This is a genomic window from Pseudoalteromonas sp. T1lg122 (assembly GCF_002964825.1).
Taxonomy (GTDB): Bacteria; Pseudomonadota; Gammaproteobacteria; order Enterobacterales; family Alteromonadaceae; genus Pseudoalteromonas; species Pseudoalteromonas gelatinilytica.
The window spans coordinates 439,867-458,006 of the sequence record NZ_PQCG01000032.1 but is presented as its reverse complement, the minus strand read 5'-3'; the positions used below and the strand labels follow the sequence as shown (position 1 = coordinate 458,006).

General features: G+C 42.0%; 17 protein-coding genes. 10 read left to right on the top strand and 7 right to left on the bottom strand.

Features of this window, described 5'->3' with window-relative positions; all coding sequences use genetic code 11:
- Nucleotides 1–377 precede the first annotated feature (377 nt).
- Nucleotides 378–1,223: a LysR family transcriptional regulator gene (locus C2M33_RS14495; RefSeq protein ID WP_054560757.1), complete on the bottom strand. Its 846-nt coding sequence runs from the start codon at nt 1,221–1,223 to the stop codon at nt 378–380.
- 124 nt (nt 1,224–1,347) lie between these two features.
- Here C2M33_RS14495 and C2M33_RS14490 point away from each other — a divergent pair, with 124 nt between their 5' ends.
- The 4 genes from C2M33_RS14490 (at nt 1,348) to gcvP (ending at nt 6,739) form a co-directional block, all read left to right on the top strand.
- A complete protein-coding gene (locus C2M33_RS14490) occupies nt 1,348–1,947 on the top strand; it encodes a hypothetical protein (RefSeq protein WP_054560756.1) in 600 nt (199 codons plus the stop codon).
- Between the two features lie 180 nt (nt 1,948–2,127).
- Entirely contained in the window at nt 2,128–3,210 is a 1,083-nt protein-coding gene (gcvT, locus tag C2M33_RS14485; protein WP_063700514.1) for a glycine cleavage system aminomethyltransferase GcvT, read from the top strand.
- 51 nt (nt 3,211–3,261) lie between these two features.
- Nucleotides 3,262–3,651: a glycine cleavage system protein GcvH gene (gene gcvH / locus C2M33_RS14480; RefSeq protein WP_062570365.1), complete on the top strand. Its 390-nt coding sequence runs from the start codon at nt 3,262–3,264 to the stop codon at nt 3,649–3,651.
- Nucleotides 3,652–3,850: 199 nt separating this feature from the next.
- Nucleotides 3,851–6,739 carry an aminomethyl-transferring glycine dehydrogenase gene (gene gcvP / locus C2M33_RS14475; RefSeq protein ID WP_105174774.1) on the top strand — a complete coding sequence of 963 codons (2,889 nt, stop codon included), beginning with the start codon at nt 3,851–3,853 and terminating at the stop codon, nt 6,737–6,739.
- Between the two features lie 270 nt (nt 6,740–7,009).
- Here the strand turns inward: gcvP and C2M33_RS14470 are convergent, their stop codons facing one another.
- The 6 genes from C2M33_RS14470 to C2M33_RS14445 form a co-directional block, all read right to left on the bottom strand.
- Nucleotides 7,010–7,552: a YniB family protein gene (locus C2M33_RS14470; RefSeq protein ID WP_105174773.1), complete on the bottom strand. Its 543-nt coding sequence runs from the start codon at nt 7,550–7,552 to the stop codon at nt 7,010–7,012.
- A 146-nt stretch (nt 7,553–7,698) separates the two neighbouring features.
- Entirely contained in the window at nt 7,699–7,944 is a 246-nt protein-coding gene (locus tag C2M33_RS14465) for a hypothetical protein (RefSeq protein WP_233999222.1), read from the bottom strand.
- A 28-nt stretch (nt 7,945–7,972) separates the two neighbouring features.
- Nucleotides 7,973–9,076 (bottom strand): SAVED domain-containing protein, encoded by a 1,104-nt coding sequence (locus C2M33_RS14460; RefSeq protein WP_105174772.1) that lies wholly within the window; start codon nt 9,074–9,076, stop codon nt 7,973–7,975.
- A complete protein-coding gene (locus C2M33_RS14455) occupies nt 9,073–9,465 on the bottom strand; it encodes a hypothetical protein (RefSeq protein WP_233999221.1) in 393 nt (130 codons plus the stop codon). Before C2M33_RS14455 ends, C2M33_RS14460 begins: the two co-directional genes overlap by 4 nt.
- Nucleotides 9,466–9,553: 88 nt before the next feature.
- Nucleotides 9,554–10,801: a nucleotidyltransferase domain-containing protein gene (locus C2M33_RS14450; RefSeq protein ID WP_105174770.1), complete on the bottom strand. Its 1,248-nt coding sequence runs from the start codon at nt 10,799–10,801 to the stop codon at nt 9,554–9,556.
- A 12-nt stretch (nt 10,802–10,813) separates the two neighbouring features.
- Nucleotides 10,814–11,179, bottom strand: a complete 366-nt coding sequence (locus C2M33_RS14445) for a metal-dependent hydrolase (RefSeq protein WP_105174769.1) — start codon at nt 11,177–11,179, stop codon at nt 10,814–10,816.
- 227 nt (nt 11,180–11,406) lie between these two features.
- On the opposite strand from C2M33_RS14445, the gene C2M33_RS14440 reads away from it, so the two are divergent.
- The 6 genes from C2M33_RS14440 to C2M33_RS14415 all read left to right on the top strand — a co-directional run bounded on the left by C2M33_RS14440 (nt 11,407) and on the right by C2M33_RS14415 (nt 18,140).
- Nucleotides 11,407–11,949 carry a hypothetical protein gene (locus tag C2M33_RS14440; RefSeq protein ID WP_105174768.1) on the top strand — a complete coding sequence of 181 codons (543 nt, stop codon included), beginning with the start codon at nt 11,407–11,409 and terminating at the stop codon, nt 11,947–11,949.
- The gene (locus C2M33_RS14435; RefSeq protein ID WP_105174767.1) at nt 11,946–12,377 is read left to right on the top strand and encodes a hypothetical protein; all 432 of its coding nucleotides are present in this window, start codon (nt 11,946–11,948) and stop codon (nt 12,375–12,377) included. Before C2M33_RS14440 ends, C2M33_RS14435 begins: the two co-directional genes overlap by 4 nt.
- On the top strand, nt 12,358–13,167 hold the full coding sequence (locus C2M33_RS14430) for an ImmA/IrrE family metallo-endopeptidase (protein ID WP_105174766.1): 810 nt from the start codon (nt 12,358–12,360) through the stop codon (nt 13,165–13,167). Before C2M33_RS14435 ends, C2M33_RS14430 begins: the two co-directional genes overlap by 20 nt.
- A gap of 453 nt (nt 13,168–13,620) precedes the next feature.
- Nucleotides 13,621–14,478, top strand: a complete 858-nt coding sequence (locus tag C2M33_RS14425; RefSeq protein WP_105174765.1) for a TnsA endonuclease N-terminal domain-containing protein — start codon at nt 13,621–13,623, stop codon at nt 14,476–14,478.
- Nucleotides 14,478–16,757 carry a hypothetical protein gene (locus tag C2M33_RS14420; RefSeq protein ID WP_105174764.1) on the top strand — a complete coding sequence of 760 codons (2,280 nt, stop codon included), beginning with the start codon at nt 14,478–14,480 and terminating at the stop codon, nt 16,755–16,757. Before C2M33_RS14425 ends, C2M33_RS14420 begins: the two co-directional genes overlap by 1 nt.
- Complete coding sequence (locus C2M33_RS14415; RefSeq protein WP_105174763.1) at nt 16,758–18,140, top strand: ATP-binding protein; 1,383 nt, start codon at nt 16,758–16,760, stop codon at nt 18,138–18,140. It begins immediately after the preceding gene.

Below are 18,140 nucleotides of genomic sequence, written 5' to 3'. Positions count from 1 at the left end.
TAGCGAGTCGCAAGGAGAAAGGGTAAAGGAGCTATCAGCTCGTAGGTTGGGTAGAGCGGAGCGAAACCCAACGTATGGAGTCATCAGCTATCAGATTGAAAAGTTAGCGAGTTAGCAAGAGTAAAGGGGAAAGGTACGAATTTCGAGGGACGAGATACGAGGTGTAGGAGGCGTTTTAACGCCGAAAAAAGTCGATTAGGTAGGGAGCTCCCTTTACCAATTCGAAACCAACACTATGCTGTTAGCACCTAGCACCTAGCACCTAGCACCTAGCACCTAGCACCTAGCTAAATTCCTACGCGATATAAAATCGCGGCTACAATCTTGCTAACTTGCTAACTTGCTAACTTGCTAACTTGCTAACTCGCAACTCAAACCTACGTCAAACGTAGGGCGATGAATTCGGCGAGTTTGTCTACGGCGGTTCCGGGGTCGTCGGTGCGTTTAATTAAACTAATACCGATTTGACCAAGCTCGGGGAGGTCTTTGGTTTGCAGTTGGTAGTTAAGCTCATTCGGTACGGTGCTTTTTGCTAGTACCGTAATGCCTAAGCCTTCTTTTAACGCCGCAGTTAGGCCAGTTAAGTCGGCATTACTGTAGGCAATGCGGTATTTAATACCCGCACTTTGTAGTGCTTCGATTGCGCGGCGGCGATAAATACATCCCTCTGGGGCGGTTACAAGCGTTACCACATCGTTTTGTGCCAGGTTTAAATCACCCACCCATACGAGTTGGTCTTGCATAAAAATCGGGAACTTGGCTGATTCGAGCTCTTCGTTTAATGCCAACACTAAATCGAATTGATCTTGGCGCGAGACCGATAATAAATGCTTACTCAAACGAGAGCGCACTTCGAGCGATACGTCAGGGTAGAGGGCCACGAAGTCACCAATGATCGACGGTAAAATACGTGCAGCAAATTCACTGGGGATCCCCAAGCGCACTTTACCGGTCACGTTTTCGCTGGTGAACTGCTGCAAAATGGCATCGTTTTGTTGCAGCATTTGCTTTGCTAATGGCATAAGCAATTCGCCATATTGATTAAGCACTTGGCGCTGACCTTGCTTTTTAAACAGCTTATGGCCCAGCATGTCTTCAAGGCGCTTTATTTGTAAGCTCACAGCCGGTTGCGATAGCCCTAATAATTCACCTGCTTTGGCAAATCCGCCAACTTCAACAACAGTGACTAAAGTACGTAAACTATCGGTAGAAATGTTTTTCATTAAAAAATTCTATTTATAGGGCTGTATATATAAGCATTATTTATCAATTGATAAATAATTACAATTTGTTGTTGCTAGCACGGCGCAATATACTTCAGCCATTAATGATTGATAGGTGTCACATATGACTTTTACGCCAATAATGTTTGCTCGCCACAGCCAAGCTGAGACCCCAGCAGACAACGTGCTACAAGCTAATAGCGATACTGCCATTATGGATTTTAGTGGCACTGAAGCAATCCCATTTTTAACGGCTATTTTAGGTCTTGATATTAATAAGCTAACCGCCAGTGGTTTAGGCTTACGTAGTTCATTAGACGATGACCTAACAAGCAGCTACGCTTATGCCCTGTATTACTTTAACGAAACTGCATTTCGTTTTGTATTAGGTAAAGATGCCAGCGTGCAATTACAGTCGCTTATTAATGAGCAACAACTACGTTACGACATTGATTATGTAATGCGTGACGATTTAAGCGCGCTAACCCTAAGTGGTGAGCAAGCGTTTGACGCCTTGGTCGACAGCTTTAAGCTAACGCCTGGGCTGCGTTTATCAGACATGCGCAGCTGCTATGGTGCACAAAGTGGTGAGGTATTTATTACCGCCATAGATAACCAAGCAACACAGCAATTTCAGCTGGTGGCGCGCCAAGCAGAGCTTGATAAATGGCAAACGCACTTACAGCAGCTCGGCTTTGATTTAGCCTTAGCCAACGTTGCTTAAAACATAAAATTTTTAAAACAGCTACGCACTTGAGTGTTTAGCTGTTTTTTAGTTACAAAATCGCAATTTGGGTGTGACAACTGTGCAACTAATGTATAATCGCCGCCCATGTTATTCCCCCTCATTAAATTGAGGCCACGCCCCACAACTTGTGGGTTAATTTAAAAGTGAAGGAATATTATGACTTCTAAAACAGTTTTACATGCTAAGCACCTTGAAGCTGGCGCAAAAATGGTTGATTTCCACGGCTGGGAAATGCCAATCAACTACGGCTCACAAATCGAAGAGCATAATGCGGTTCGCACAGATGCAGGTATGTTTGACGTATCTCACATGACAATTGTTGATGTTCAAGGCGAGCAAGCACAAGCGTTCTTACGTAAACTAGTTGCAAACGACGTTGCTAAGTTAACTGTACCGGGTAAAGCACTTTACACAGGTATGCTTAACGAAGAAGGCGGCGTAATCGACGACCTTATCATCTACTTCTTCTCAGAAACAAACTATCGTTTAGTTGTTAACTCAGCAACACGTGAAAAAGATTTAGCGCATTTAGCTAACGTTTCGGCTGATTTCGCCGTAACAGTTACTGAGCGTCCTGAGTTTGCAATGATTGCCGTTCAAGGCCCTAACGCACGTGCTAAAACAGCAACAGTACTTAACGCAGAGCAACAAGCTGCTGTTGAAGGTATGAAGCCTTTCTTTGGTGTGCAAGCAGGTGATTTATTTATTGCGACAACAGGCTATACTGGCGAAGATGGTTATGAAATCGTAGTACCTAACGATCAAGCTGCTGATTTATGGCAACAACTTCTAGACGCAGGCGTAGCGCCAGCGGGTCTAGGTGCACGTGATACGTTACGTCTTGAAGCGGGTATGAACCTTTACGGCCTAGATATGGACGAAAGTGTTTCTCCACTTGCTGCAAACATGGCGTGGACAATCGCATGGGAGCCAGAAGATCGTAAGTTTATCGGTCGTGAAGTATTAGAACAGCAACGCGCTGACAAGAGCACAGACAAACTAGTTGGTTTAGTGCTTGAAGAAAAAGGCGTATTGCGTAGCGGTTTAAAAGTCATCGTTGAAGGTGGTGAAGGGGTGATTACCTCTGGTACATTCTCACCAACTCTTGGTCACAGTGTTGCGCTAGCACGCGTTCCGCGTTCAACTGGCGAAACAGCCCAAGTAGAGATGCGTAAAAAACTGGTTAACGTTAAGGTTGTTAAACCTTGCTTTGTACGTAACGGCAAATCAGTTATCTAAACTATAAAAAATTTGGTGTTATCACCCAATATAAACCAAAGGAACAAAAAGATGAGCAATATCCCAAGCGAATTAAAATATGCTACTTCACACGAGTGGGTTCGCGACGAAGGTGACGGTACGTTTACTGTAGGTATCACTGAGCACGCACAAGAACTTCTTGGCGACATGGTATTCGTTGAATTACCAGAAGTTGGTGATGAAGTTGACGCGGGTGAAGACTGCGCAGTAGCTGAGTCTGTAAAAGCAGCATCAGACATCTACGCACCAATCGGCGGTGAAATCGTTGCAATCAACGAAGATCTTGAAGATTCGCCTGAAACAGTAAATAACGACCCGTACACTGACGGTTGGTTATTCCGTATCAAAGCATCTGACACATCAGAGCTTGATAACCTGTTAGACGCTGAAGGCTACGCTAACACAATCGACGAAGACTAATTAATTAGTCACGCCGACTAAAAGCCCCGTCTAGATCCCCAGCTAATAAAATACGTAGCTTGGGTTTCACAGGGGCTTTTATGATTTTATAGCTTACCTTTCCATACGCTGTAAGTTACTAAATCAACACGTTTTTAAGTTATTGCCAGTTACCCATTGGCAGTAACCACTTTTTTTTGGATCATAGGAATCTGGACAAATGTCAAACGCCAAATCTCTTGAACAATTAGAGCAAAAGCAAGATTTTATTCGCCGTCACATTGGGCCAAGCCCAGCGCAAGTAAGCGACATGCTGAGCGCTCTTGGAGTATCGAGTGTTGAAGAGCTGATCGGTCAAACGGTACCTGCAAGCATTCGCTTAGAGCAAGGTTTATCAATTGGCGAAAGCCGCACTGAAGTTGAAACACTAAGCTACTTAAAATCAGTAGCAAGCAAAAATAAAGTGTTCAAATCATACATCGGTCAAGGCTACCACCCAACTCACGTACCACACGTAATTTTACGTAACGTACTTGAGAACCCAGGCTGGTACACTGCGTATACACCATACCAACCAGAGATTGCACAAGGTCGTTTAGAATCATTATTAAACTTCCAGACTATGACCCTAGACCTAACAGGTCTTGATCTAGCAAGCGCGTCATTACTTGACGAGTCAACGGCTGCGGCAGAAGCAATGGGCCTTGCAAAGCGTGTTGCTAAGTCTAAATCAAACACATTCTTCATCGCTGAAGACGTACACACACAAACAATCGACGTTGTTGCAACACGTGCAGAGCAATTCGGTTTTGACGTTATCGTTGGTAAAGCAGCTGAAGCACTAGACCACGACATTTTTGGTGCGTTATTCCAATACCCATCAACAACCGGTGAAATCACTGACGTAACTGATTTAATCGCTGGCGTACAAAGCAAAAAAGCGATTGCCTGTGTTGCTGCAGATATCATGAGCTTATTATTGCTTAAAGCTCCAGGGAAACTAGGTGCAGACGTAGTGCTTGGTTCAGCACAGCGTTTTGGTGTACCTATGGGTTACGGTGGTCCACACGCTGCATTCTTCGCAACACGCGACAAGTACAAGCGTTCACTACCAGGTCGTATTATCGGTGTTTCTAAAGACCGTTTAGGTAACGACGCACTACGTATGGCAATGCAAACACGTGAACAACACATTCGTCGTGAAAAAGCCAACTCAAACATCTGTACAGCGCAAGTACTACTAGCGAACATGGCAGCGTTCTACGCGGTTTACCACGGTCCACAAGGCCTTAAAACTATCGCTGAGCGTATCCACCTTTTTGCAGACATCTTAGCGGCAGGCTTAAAAGCGAAAGGTGTAAACCTTAAGCACGACACATGGTTCGATACACTGACTGTTGTTGCAGATAACAAAGACGAAATCGTTGCACGTGCAGTAGCAAACGGCGTTAACTTTGCGTCTAACCGCGCAGGTGAATACTCAATTTCTGTATCAGAAACAACAACGCGTGCAGACGTAGCTGAGCTATTCGACATCATCTTAGGTGAAGGCCACGGTCTGAGCGTTGATGCACTTGCAAACGAAATCGAAGTAAATGGCAGCAACTCAATTCCTGCAAGCCTAGTACGCGATGACGAAATTTTAACGCACCCTAACTTCAACTCGTACCACAGCGAGACTGAAATGTTGCGTTACATCAAGCGCCTAGAGAACAAAGACTTAGCGCTTAACCACTCAATGATCTCATTAGGTTCATGTACGATGAAACTTAATGCGACAGCTGAGATGATCCCAATCACTTGGCCTGAGTTTGCAAACTTACACCCATTCTGCCCACTTGATCAGGCAGCGGGTTACCAAATCATGATGACTGAGTTACATGATTGGTTAGTAAACATCACAGGTTACGATGCAGTTTCACTACAACCTAACTCAGGTGCACAAGGTGAATACGCAGGCTTAATCGCGATTCGTAAATACCACGAGTCACGCGGTGAAGGTCACCGTAACGTATGTTTGATCCCAAGTTCAGCGCACGGTACAAACCCAGCGTCTGCACAAATGGCAAGCATGAAAATCGTGGTTGTTGACTGTGATAAAAACGGTAACGTTGATATGGCAGACCTTAAAGCGAAAGCCGAAGAGGTATCTGAAAACCTATCTTGTATCATGATCACTTACCCATCTACACACGGTGTTTACGAAGAAACAATTCGTGAAATCTGTGACATCGTGCACCAGCACGGCGGTCAAGTGTACATGGACGGCGCAAACATGAACGCGCAAGTAGGTGTTACAAGCCCAGGTTCAATCGGTTCTGACGTATCGCACCTTAACCTACACAAAACATTCTGTATTCCACACGGTGGTGGTGGTCCAGGTGTTGGCCCTATCGGTGTTAAATCTCACCTAGCGCCATTTATGCCTAACCACAGCGTAATTAATGTTGCTGGCACAAACATCGGTAACGGTGCGGTTTCTGCTGCCCCTTACGGCTCAGCAGCTATTTTACCAATCTCGTGGGCATACATTGCCATGATGGGCTCTGAAGGCTTAAAACAAGCTACAGAAATGGCTATCGTGAACGCTAACTACTTATCTGAGAAGCTAAGCGAGCACTACCCAATTTTATACCGTGGCCGTAACAACCGCGTTGCGCACGAGTGTATTGTTGACCTACGCCCAATCAAAGAGCAAACAGGCGTAACAGAAATGGACGTAGCTAAACGTCTACAAGACTACGGCTTCCATTCACCAACTATGTCATTCCCAGTTGCTGGCACACTAATGATTGAGCCAACTGAGTCTGAGTCTAAAGTTGAGATCGACCGTTTCATCGAAGCAATGGTGTCAATCAAGTCAGAAATCGACCGTATCGCATCTGGCGAATGGTCAATTGAAAACAACCCGCTAGTGTTTGCACCGCACACACAAGCAGACGTACTAGGCAATGAGTGGGATCGTGCATACGACCGTTTCTACGCTGCATTCCCAGTACCAAGCGTAGCAAAAGACAAATTCTGGCCTACAGTAACCCGTATCGATGACGTATACGGCGACCGTAACCTAGTTTGTTCATGCCCAGCGGTAGAGACATACCGTGACTAAGGTTTGATTAAATGTCACTTTCGAATGAAGTTTGAAACTACAAAAGCAAGTTTGAAACTTTAATAAAGTTTGAGAGTAAATCATATACAAAAGAGCGCCATAAGGCGCTCTTTTTGTTTATATAGTCAAATGTTACTGATACAAAATATACGGGCTGTATGTTTACGGTGGTAACTCCCTTTTTATGACAGCCGAATTAAACTGGCCATAGAATACCAAGATTACCGAGATAAAAGCGCTTCGATAACCATGTATTCTTTTACTAGTGTTTTATACCCCCACTAACTTTAAAATTATAGCGCCAGCAACAGCTGTAACAAACGGGGCAACGTACAATTGATGAAATTGTGAAAATATAGTTGAAGATGGTACCTCGATCGACTCTTCAATTTGTTGTCTATTCTTTCTTACAGTCCCTTTAATTGACTCTTCAATTAATTGATCTTCAATTTTTTGTCTCATTTTTCTTAATCGACGACTTAACTGTGCCCCCGAAGAAAAATACGCCAAGCCCACAAAAAATAATATATAAACTGCAAAAAAATATAAATTCTGTTTATCTGGCAAATCCGTCAAATCTGGCGTAGGAGAATGTTGCCAAAATAGATTTAATATATCTGTGTTTTCGTAAATAAACTGTACTAATTGTTTGAAAGGCTTAGCAATGGCACCGCCAAATGCTGTGCCATCATCCAATCGAAAGTACAACATTTTTAGCACAGAAATGGCGGTAGATATAATAGCTGGGAATGCTATGATTATCCCTGTAATCTTCTTAAACATCGCTTTTGATTTAGCTTCATGGAAGTTCACACAACACTCCATTTAATATTTAACAAATTCTTATACCTTCATGAAAGTACCAACTTCATCTCACAACCAATTTGATAAAGTGAACATAATGTCCATCATCTGAACAACCCTTAATAATCTAGGGCTGCATGCACAGCCCTAACTTGCTAACGTTTTTTATCTGATTGTGATAGCACCGAAGCAGCCAGAGACTTGGTCGTCTCGCTGTACTTGTCACTTTGCAATACTGCCGACGCCACGCTTTCCATTTCAGCCCCGGTCTGGTGAGATGTACCAGCTTGACTGAGAACTGAGCCTGCTAAGGTTTTTTGAATTTGAGATGAACCATTGTCCGTCAGTACAGACGAAGCCAATGATGCCATCTTTGATGAACTTTGTTTTTTGTTAGTCATAATTGACTCCTTTTTCCACGGTTAAACATCAAGCGACATGCTTGAATTCAGTTTGAACGACTGACGGTATTCCACCTACTTCATGGGGAATGAGCAAGCTCCAGGGATATCTTACCGATTGGTGACGTTCGTATTGATAAACTGATACGCTGGGCAGATTGCGTTTGTCATAGGCCTGTCCAAATCTGAACGCCACACTGTTTTGTGAGGCCAACACCAAATGAATGTGTTCTACCCCTTGCCCCAGCAGTTCTTTGCAATATTCAAGGAATTCCCCGCTTAGACGGTCTTGTTTTTGTTTCGACCAGTGGTTGTTTCTGTCTAGTGAAAGTAGCGACAAACAATGAACCGGCAACCCAGAGAAAACCGAAGCAATAGCCTGCCTATCAACGGGGTATGACACCGAGACAGCGAGCACAACGGAATTACCTTTGACCGATGAGGGTTCAATGGTGAATTGCTCGCCGTCGTCAACACCATCCAGTCCTCGCCAGTCCGCAATATCTCTATCCCAGTCATAAACAGAGATTTGGCTTTCATCATCCAGCAGGTAGCCGGTATAAAACGTAAATGGAACTGGCGAAACTCCGCCATAGGAGATTGAAATATCAGACGCCGCTGACTGAGCCGTCTTCTCTGACAGACTCATTTTCAAATTATTAACTCTAGCTAACGCCACATCAGGTCTAGTGATTACGTTATCAGTAATCTTTTCTCGGATGTCATTGACTATTGATTCGACCCGCCATGAACACTTGTTTTTTATAAACTCACTTAATGGTGAATCCGATGTATCGACTAAGCCTCTCTGTTCGATGACTATGGTTTTCTTTTTGTCGTTCCGCTTTTTTTCGTCCCGATAACGCTGGTATTCCCAAAAAGCCCCGAACACAATCAACCCGATTTCAACGAATAAACAAATACCTATAATAAACTGCGCTGAGCTTGAAGATTGATAGCCCAACGACAAGGTTCTCTCTGCATCTTTGTACATGACCGAAATAGCCCAACCCCCAGCTAACGTCAGGGGTAACAAGTAAACCCCGGCCCTGAAAACCTTCAATGCAGGTGAACGCTTCCTAAATAGCCAATCTGCCGCTTTTTTAACAAAATAACTGATAGCTTCTTTCATCTTCCGCTCTCTTCAATCACATCATGTTCAATACCGCCGCCGTCCCATTCACCGCTGGATAACCAGAACTCAAAGTACACTAGCCACATAGAAGCCCACGGCAGAATTGTGTTTGCCAAAAACATTGTTGGTTGCCATTCGCTGACTTTGTTCTTTTGTTTAACCACTGGTAAGTAGAGGCAGAGTTGAATGCCTTTAATACCAGTTTGATTCTGATAGATATGAGGTATCTTTCGGCCTTGAGCCAAGGTTGATAAATCAGGATCTCTAACTACACAAACGGGAGGATGACTGAGGGTATATCGAATAACCACCTGGTATTCCCTAGAAAATGGCAGTGGCTGAATCTTTCCCTCCCACTGAACCGTTTTGTCATTATCAGAAATCATTACTGTTCCAGGGCAAAACTGCTTCAGAGCCAGATACTGTTCGCGTATACCAATTATAGGCTGCTCCAGCCTCCTTAAGAACGAAGGGTCAGTCCCCATAGAACTGATTCCTTTTAACCGGCACAACAGGGGTAACAACTCGCGAAGCCGAATGTGCTTTTCCTGCGATGGCTGCTGTTATCGCCCCCGTACCCAGTGCAACGCCTAGATTTCCATTGTTCCTATTTGCATTTAAGGATTTGATAATTTGGTCTTTGGCGGCAAGTACAGGCCTTTGTCCGAATGCACCGGAAAGCGCCGCGAAAACGTTATCCATACCTTGATTGTTGGCATCCGCCAGACTCTCAAACGTATCTACAGCTGCCTGGTGCCAAGCATAAAATGCCTTCCGGTATTTTTGTCCCTCTAGCTTTTCGACACGATTCCACTTTTCAGCGTAGTTTTCAGGTCTCATCGTGGGATTTGTAATAAGGATCTCATCAAAACTGCTCTCAATATGTAGAGGCATCAGTTCGATAACGTCTAGGATCAAGTCAAGCTCGTTGTCATATTCTCTTCCTGACTTTACGACCTCTACGTAGGCTAAACTGGCTAACATTGTAACTATCACAGAGATTGGTCTGAAATCAGCGTGTAAATTTCCGTCTTGCTGAGACCAAACATCTCGATGGCGTTTCAAAATTTGGATAATCCGATTGAGCGGCTTCTTTTTTGACTGATCAGGTAACTCGGTAACGGATTTGTTCAAGGCCTCTAGAAATACATGCCTTCTACGTATTACTGGTAGCATGGAACAGGCTTCATCAAACCCTTGAGCCATCCCTTCTGGGTTGGACTCTTTGAAGCCAGTATGTTTATCAACTACCCACAGTGGATGGCCCTGCGATCTCGGAAGGTTATATTTCTTCGCAGGCGTAATGTCTAAGTGGTAATCGCCTTTGTAATTAATCCGAAGACCCCTTGGTAGATCTTCCACGAGGTCCTTATATACATCGTTATCCAATAGATGTTGTTTAACCACTTTGACAATTTCGTCTCGTGTCGCATATCCCGCGTGTGGCAAAAACAGGATGAGATCTACGTCAAACTCTTCCTGAGATAATGGCTTGTTTGTTGTTCTCAACCTCATGGACCCCTGAGGGTATATCTGAGTATCTTTCAGTAAAGGATGGTCGCAGCTCGCTAGATAATTACCAACAGCTTTATAGGCTGTTTCAATTCTCTCTCGCTGTGTTTTAGTAAGGTCGAGGTTGTCAAATACCGAGTCCAACATCTCCACCAACATGGATTTTTTGTGCTCGCTTAACCCTCGGGCATTAGTAAATAGCGCAGTCATGGCCTACCTCCATCAAAGTTTCCCAAGCAAAGGAAGGCCCTTTGGCGTTGAAGCATCACATATTAAGTGACTGAGGTAAGCTACCCCAGCAATCAACATTAACCCCCTGATAAATTTTTCGGACGACTCTTCAGGGGACCACCGATAAGCTTTGACTACACAAGTGGTCAGCATTGTCAGTACAGTCACACCATGGAAAAACTGTCTGTGATTGGGATGAAATGCAGGCTCTAAGATGTCCGGCAGCTTTCCCATTAAGGCTCCAACAGCAGGAGCAATGGCAATATGATGGCTAACTGAATGCTTTTTCTCATCCAGTAGAGCGGCGGTCATGCTCACTCCAGCACCAACCAACATATGCGTATTTGCGTTTGGCATATATTTTTATCCTCATTAATTAGGTAACATCTAAATATTCAGTTCTGTCCTATTTACAAAGGCGGAACGATGGTCAGAAACTGGACATTGTTCAGAAAATTATTTTTCCAAATTAATTGGGTAACATCCAAACGTGCAGTTTTGCCTTACACCTAATAAGGCGGAACTCAGGTTTAAAACTGGACAATGTCCAGAAAATTATTTTTGTCCGTCTTAGGGAGTAGCAAATGAAGGACTACGACTACTACACGGTCGATGAAATTTTGCAGGCGCTGGAGTCAAATACTGATGAGGTACTAACAAGAACCACAATCTTGTCTAAGTGCCTTGTAAAAAAGTCAGGACTGACAGTTGAAGCTGATGAGGTATTCAACGAAGCATTAATGCGGATTCTCGGCGATACCAGGCATGTGCCGAAAGATATCCCCCTTACAGTCACAATTGGTAATGTGATTCGGAGTATTTGCAACGGAATAGCTGAACGAAATCCAGAAAAGGTTTTTAAACACTCAGAATCAATTGATGGTTACTGCGAAACAATCGCCGATACCAATGGTGATAGTGAAGAAGGTACCGACCCAAGATGGGGAATTTTGATGAGTATCTTTAGTCAGGATGATGATGCTATGAGATTTTTGGCCGCTACACAGGAAGGCCAGAATAAATTAGAAATTGTGAAGTCAGTATTTGCAGGTGACGAAACTGCCTATGACACAACTCGTAGGCGTATTGTAAGGAATGGACAAAAGTACTTAAAGGAGGCTGGATGATGGCTAACAAAGAGATGAACAATTTGCTCGACGATATCATGATCGAGCATATTGCCAACAGTCCCATTAGTGAGCTTATTGCTGAACACAAGCTAACTTCTAATGAAATCAATGTGACTCAAGCACGTTTTCTGCATCGTGTGAAAGAGTGCAAACAGCATTACAAAAAAGTAAGGCTTACGGAAGCAAGAGCAAAATTAGAGGCTGAAAAGAAAAAACATGAAATAGTTGACGTAGCAGGGTATTTGGCGAAGAAAGGGAAAGATGCCAAAGAGGTTCTTATTGAACTGTTAATACAACAAAAGCTGCCAGACAATCTAACATTAGCCTTTCGAGAGGGCAAAGAATTCAAAGATGAAGATGCAAATCAGATAGTTGCAAACTTGATAGCTATGGGAGTGATTGAATTTGACGATAAAGATAATTAAGGATTTTGTCGAATCGTTATACATAGACGAATTTGCAATTTCAGAGCCAAAAGAAATAGATATTGAAGCAATTGCATATGAACATCAGGCAATCGTATTAGAAAGACCTCTAAATGGTTGCGAAGCAATGATTATTGGCGCAGGGGATAAAGCGACTATCACTGTCAATTCAGCCAGCGATACACCGAGAAAGCGCTTTTCAGTTGGACATGAGCTTGGTCATTGGTTCAGAGATCGAGGAAAAGTCGGCAACTTGTGCTCACACAGTGATATGGAGAATCCTAGCGGCGTATCTAAACATCGTGAAAACATTGCCAATAGTTATGCGTCTGAACTGCTTGTGCCGAGTTACTTGTTGAAAGACCATTTAACAGGTAGCCGCCTCGACTTAGACTTAATGAGTTCTGTTAAGTCAGCCTTCGACACAAGCTTTATGATGACCATGCGTCGTGTTATTACCAGCGATCATCACATGGGCCACTTTGTTATCTATCGTAAAGATGGCAGCCGATATCTGTTCCACAAAAATAGTATTTTGCCTGGAAGCTTCTTTCCTACCAATACAGCACCGCAAGGATCGAAGATTCATGATTTGATATTCAATGGTGTTAAATCTAGTGCTGGTGAAGTAGATGGCAGCGTGTGGTGCAGAGAAGGTTGGGCAGATGATGCAACAGTTCATGAACACGCCTTTCAGTACCATGAAAACATGTTTATTAGTCTAGTTTGGTGGGAAGATGAAGAGCCCATTTGGCAGTGTATAAATAGTAAAGAGAAGTTAGTTGATTAAAATATTTTGGTCAGACATGTAAAAGTAACTATCTTCTCAATTTGCTCTGGACTCTTATGCGCAGATCAAATCACAGCAATTCAATCATGTAATTGAAAAGTTTGTTTTTATTATTTTCTTATTCTAAATCGGCTTCTTTATTTTAATCTCTTTGCTTTATTGTGTTGTCATCCGTTAAATCAACTTTCTTATTTAACAAAAAATTAACTTTTCTTTAGAACATTTGGTTCAATAAAAAATATTTATATTCATATTAGCTATTAATATCCATAAAAATACAAAATGCCAAAAACGCGATTCTAAGTGAAATCAATAACATGAAAATATAAAAATGACAGTCCTTATATTTATTGATATATTATATAAGTTATTGAATTTGATTGTTATTTTTGATCTTTTGTTTTATCTCATATATATGTTTAGCTATAGAAATATTAGGTGGCTACAGGTTGTATGGGTAAAGTTAATTACAGAATTAATCAAAAAGAGTTAATTAAACTTAGAGAATGGAAAAAGCGAATTGATGAAGCTCGTAAAGGCAAGTACGAACATCCATTCCAGTACTACAAACCATTTGTTAAAGTCGATGATGTAAATTCGATCAGTCGTCGTCACCTATACTACTGCCCCATTCAAAAGCGCCTCGTTCACCTTCTCTCTGATGGTGAGGCCAATGCTTATAAATTCTTAATTTACCAACCGGATGTTGTTGGAATTCGTGAGCAGTTTCCTCTTCATTTACCCAAAACCTTAGAAATTGCGGAGTCTTTACAGGTTATTCATCCCCGAAACTGGAAGACTAAAGAGCTTTACATCATGACCACTGACCTACTTGTTGACCGAGTAGATTTAGAAACCGGAGAAGTTTATCAGCAGGCGGCTAACTTCAAGTATTGGGATGTAATTTATGAATATGTAAATGATCAATTGGTTGTGCGGAAAAGTTGGCGAACCTGGCAAAAGGCCTTAATTGAAAAAACTTACTGGGATGAAAAAGGTGTTGAGTTTGTTCAAAGAACCGAGCGAGATTCATCAAAAATCGCGGTTCAAAATATCACTTGGTTTCAGATGCGGCATGACTTAAACGTTGAGCATGCAGAATTAAAACGGTTCAAAGAGTACTTTATCCAAAGTTATTTGAATAATCCTCGATTATGGTTAGAAGAGCACTTAAATAATGTGTGCAAGTGTTTAGGCACCTCTTTTCGGGATGCTCAGGCTATCTTTCAGTTTGCAGCATTTCACCATGAATTTAATCTTAATATTGAATATCCCATAAGGCTATCAGAGCCTCTAGCGGTGAACATGTAATGTTTAGCGTTAATGAAGTATTTAGCGATGTTAACCAAACTATCCAGCTTAAAGTTTGTCATGTAGCAAAAGATTTAGCGCAAGTCGCAGTAGTTGATTTGGTACGCTTAGAAGATAAAAAACCAATCTGTAAACCAACTGTTTTCCAATTCGATGATTTTGCTCAGTACATCAAAGATAACAAATTAAAACGCACCATTGAGATGCTACCAAAATGGATTAACTTTGATGATGATAAGTTGCTAGCCAACGGAAAAGATAACTGGATAAAAAAACGCGACAAAAAGCTCAAGTATATTTCTTCATTATTGAATGAAGAAACTGTGCGTGAATATCTTTATGGTAACGGTGTAGGTCAACAGATAAATGAACTATTAAGTAATTGTAGCCAATGGAAAAAATCGAGTAATTATTACCGTCAACTGAATCGTTATATTACATATGGTTGCGTGAATAATGCACTTTTACCGTTTGATTATCAAAACTGTGGCAGTAATTACTTCATCCCTGAAGAGCGTGGAGAGAGTAATGTAAAGAGAGGACGAAAAACAATACCGTCCAAGTTACCGAGCCACAAACCTCAGCCTGTCTATTCTGTCGCTCCAGGCATCACCCAAAAAGAAATAAAGAAAATTAAAAAAATTGTTAGAGCTGCTCTTAGTTCTAATCGAAAAAATATTACTTCTCGGGCAAGGTTAATGTATCGGCGGGAAAATGAGTGTCGATTTATCGATGAGAAAACTCCTTACGGAACGAATAAACAACTAGTATGGAACAACGATAATGAATGTTTGTCAGAAGGTCAGTTTTATTACCATTTCCAAAAATTTCTGACTGAAGAAGACAAAATCATTGCATCAAAAGGCAAAGTTACTTTCGATAAAGATTATGCTGAGCGAAGTGGTTCTACATGGGGGCTTTTAATCGGTCCAACAGACCTATATGAAATAGATGCTACTAGCATGGATATCCATATTCGATACCCCTATTCGGATAATGAGCGGTTATCGATGGGGCGAGCAGTGCTGTATGTAGTTGTGGATGTTTTTTCTACTTGCATAGTTGGTATCTATATAGGGTTTCATGGGCCTGATTGGGCTGGAGCAGCAGAAGCTCTAGTGAATGCATTTATGGACAAAGTTTCATTTGCTGCCCGATACGGATTAAAAATAGGCCCTAATGATTGGCCTTGTCATCACTTGTGCTGTTCTTTGAATTCAGACAATGGAGGTGAATACTCTCTTGGCAATATATCATCTTTATTAAAAGCGAATCTTGGGATCAATGAATGGCAAAAAACTAGAAGCTTTATGGGGGTCGCAAAGGCGGTTTCTGAAAGGAAGTTTGGTGTTTTAAATGATAGCTTTATTCATTATCAGCCTGGAGCTGTTTATGAAGTCAGGCGCGAAGAGCAAGATCCTTCACAAAATGCAGTATGGGATTTGGATACGCTTTATTGCGCAATAATTAGTGAAGTCATTTATTACAACCATACGGCGATTAGAAAAGAGCACCATGACTTTAAAGCAGCAAAGTCACATGTGGGTTTCTCCCCTCAGGCCATTTACGATTACTTTCTAGAAGAGGAAATGGCTGGTGGAAGGCCAACTGTATCAGAAGATGAGGGACGTATTCGGTTAGCGTGCCTACCTGAAGCTGAAGCCTCGGTGACAGATCAAGGCGTGTACTTTAACGGTGCTTACTACACATCGCCGTATGCACATAAAGTAAAGTGGTATTTCAAAGCAAAGAATTTTGGACGCTTCTCTATTTCAGTGAAGTGGTCTAGAACTTCAACAAATACAATATGGTATCAAACACCAGATAATGAAGTCATTGCTTTGAAAATTAAAGCAGACAAAAGTAGGCGCTATAAAGATCAATGCTGGGAAGCTGTATTAATCAGACAAATAGAAGAAGCTCGTGAAGTGCATATTGCGAAGCGCAAAAAAGCCGAACATGAATTGCAAAAAGCTCACTTTCAACAAGTACTTTTAAATCAAAATCTAGAGCAAATTAAACACCAGCCTGAAAATACCGTCAAATCTCGTCAGCGAGGTATTCAAGAGCGGAAAGAGGAGCAGTCGAAGGTTGATAAGGCCAATATTGATAAACGGAATAAGCAGGCTATTTCAAAAATAGAGTCTGATTATTCCTCTAACAGTACTACAAAGACTCCCGAGACCAATCAAGTATCAGCTGAGCCTAAAAAAACAAAAAAACGGCAAAGTTTAAATTCGCGACTGCAAGCCTCTGCAAAACATAAACAGGAGAAGTAAATGAAATTCTTTGACCCAGCTTTTCCGACCCCGGTGTTAATTGAACACGCTATTTATAAAGACCATCCTGATGAATGGCTTAACCAGAATCCATTAATCAGAGCAATTCAGGTTAAAGATTGGAATCAACTGAACAATGAAATCCCCTTTGTGCCTGAGCTTCCTGAAAATATTCATGAACTCTCTAAAGTTTACCAAAAAACGGTCCTTCGACGTTTAAGCTGTATCAATGTTCTTCACCCTTGGTCCATCGAGTTGTATGAAGATATCATGTCGTCCATTTTATTTGGTTATGTCAATAGAGATCCTCGTAAGCCTGAACTGGCGAGGTTTCAGCGTGAACTATCAGAATTATCTAAGGGTAAGAATAAAGACGCCATATACGAAAAATTGATTGTAGCGCCATTGAGCCCGCTTACCTCCACTAATAACGCTGTGGTCACAGGACCTTCGGGCAGCGGTAAGACGACTACTATTCGACGTACTTTATTAGCTATACCACAGGTAATTATTCATCCCGAGTTCGACAACACCCCTCAACGACTGACTCAGATTGTATGGTTAAGCTTCGATATGCCTGCAAGTGATTCTCCAAAGGGACTAGCTTTGGCATTTTTCAGAGCGATTGACATGGCAATAGGCACTAATTATTACAAAGATTGGAAAGGGAGAAAATCTGAAAGTATCGAACATCATTATGCGGCAATACAGCTTTTAATTTTAGAATATAACATTGGTTTTATACATATAGACGAGATGCAATTCATGTTGAAGTTCGGCTCTGGCCGAAACTCCATAACTCTACAAGCAATAGAAGCGTTATTTAATAAACTCTCAGTGCCGACTATGATTAGTTGTACACCGGAAGGACTTAAGTTATTTGACGCACAACCAGCACTGTCTTCACCAGAACTAGACACAATCACTACAACTCGACGAGTATACTCAGATCAAATTTACGTGTTTGAACTAGCTCCAGTGGACTCAGAGCTTTTTGAAAACTTGTTTTCTGCGTTTTTCCCGCAACCTCTTAGCCGCAACCCTGAAGGCTTCAGCACTTCATTCAAAATTAAAGTGGCGACTTTAACTGCTGGGTTGTTAGCTGTGATAACACGCTTAGCGCAGCTATATCATCGTATTTCTTTGAGTATAGATGACATGGATGAAGAAGATTTATTAGAGGCTGTGTTTATTGAGCAATTTGGTCCTTTGAGTGAGGCGTTGAAGCGCTTGGGGGAAACCGGTAATGAAAAGTTATTGGAAAGCTTATTAGTTAGAGATGATTCTAATAACTGCATTTGGGTGGCGGAGGAAAGTGAATCAGCTCCTAAGCAACGGCGCGAAGAAGTTCCTGATTTAAGCAATGAACACAAAAGGCAGTAG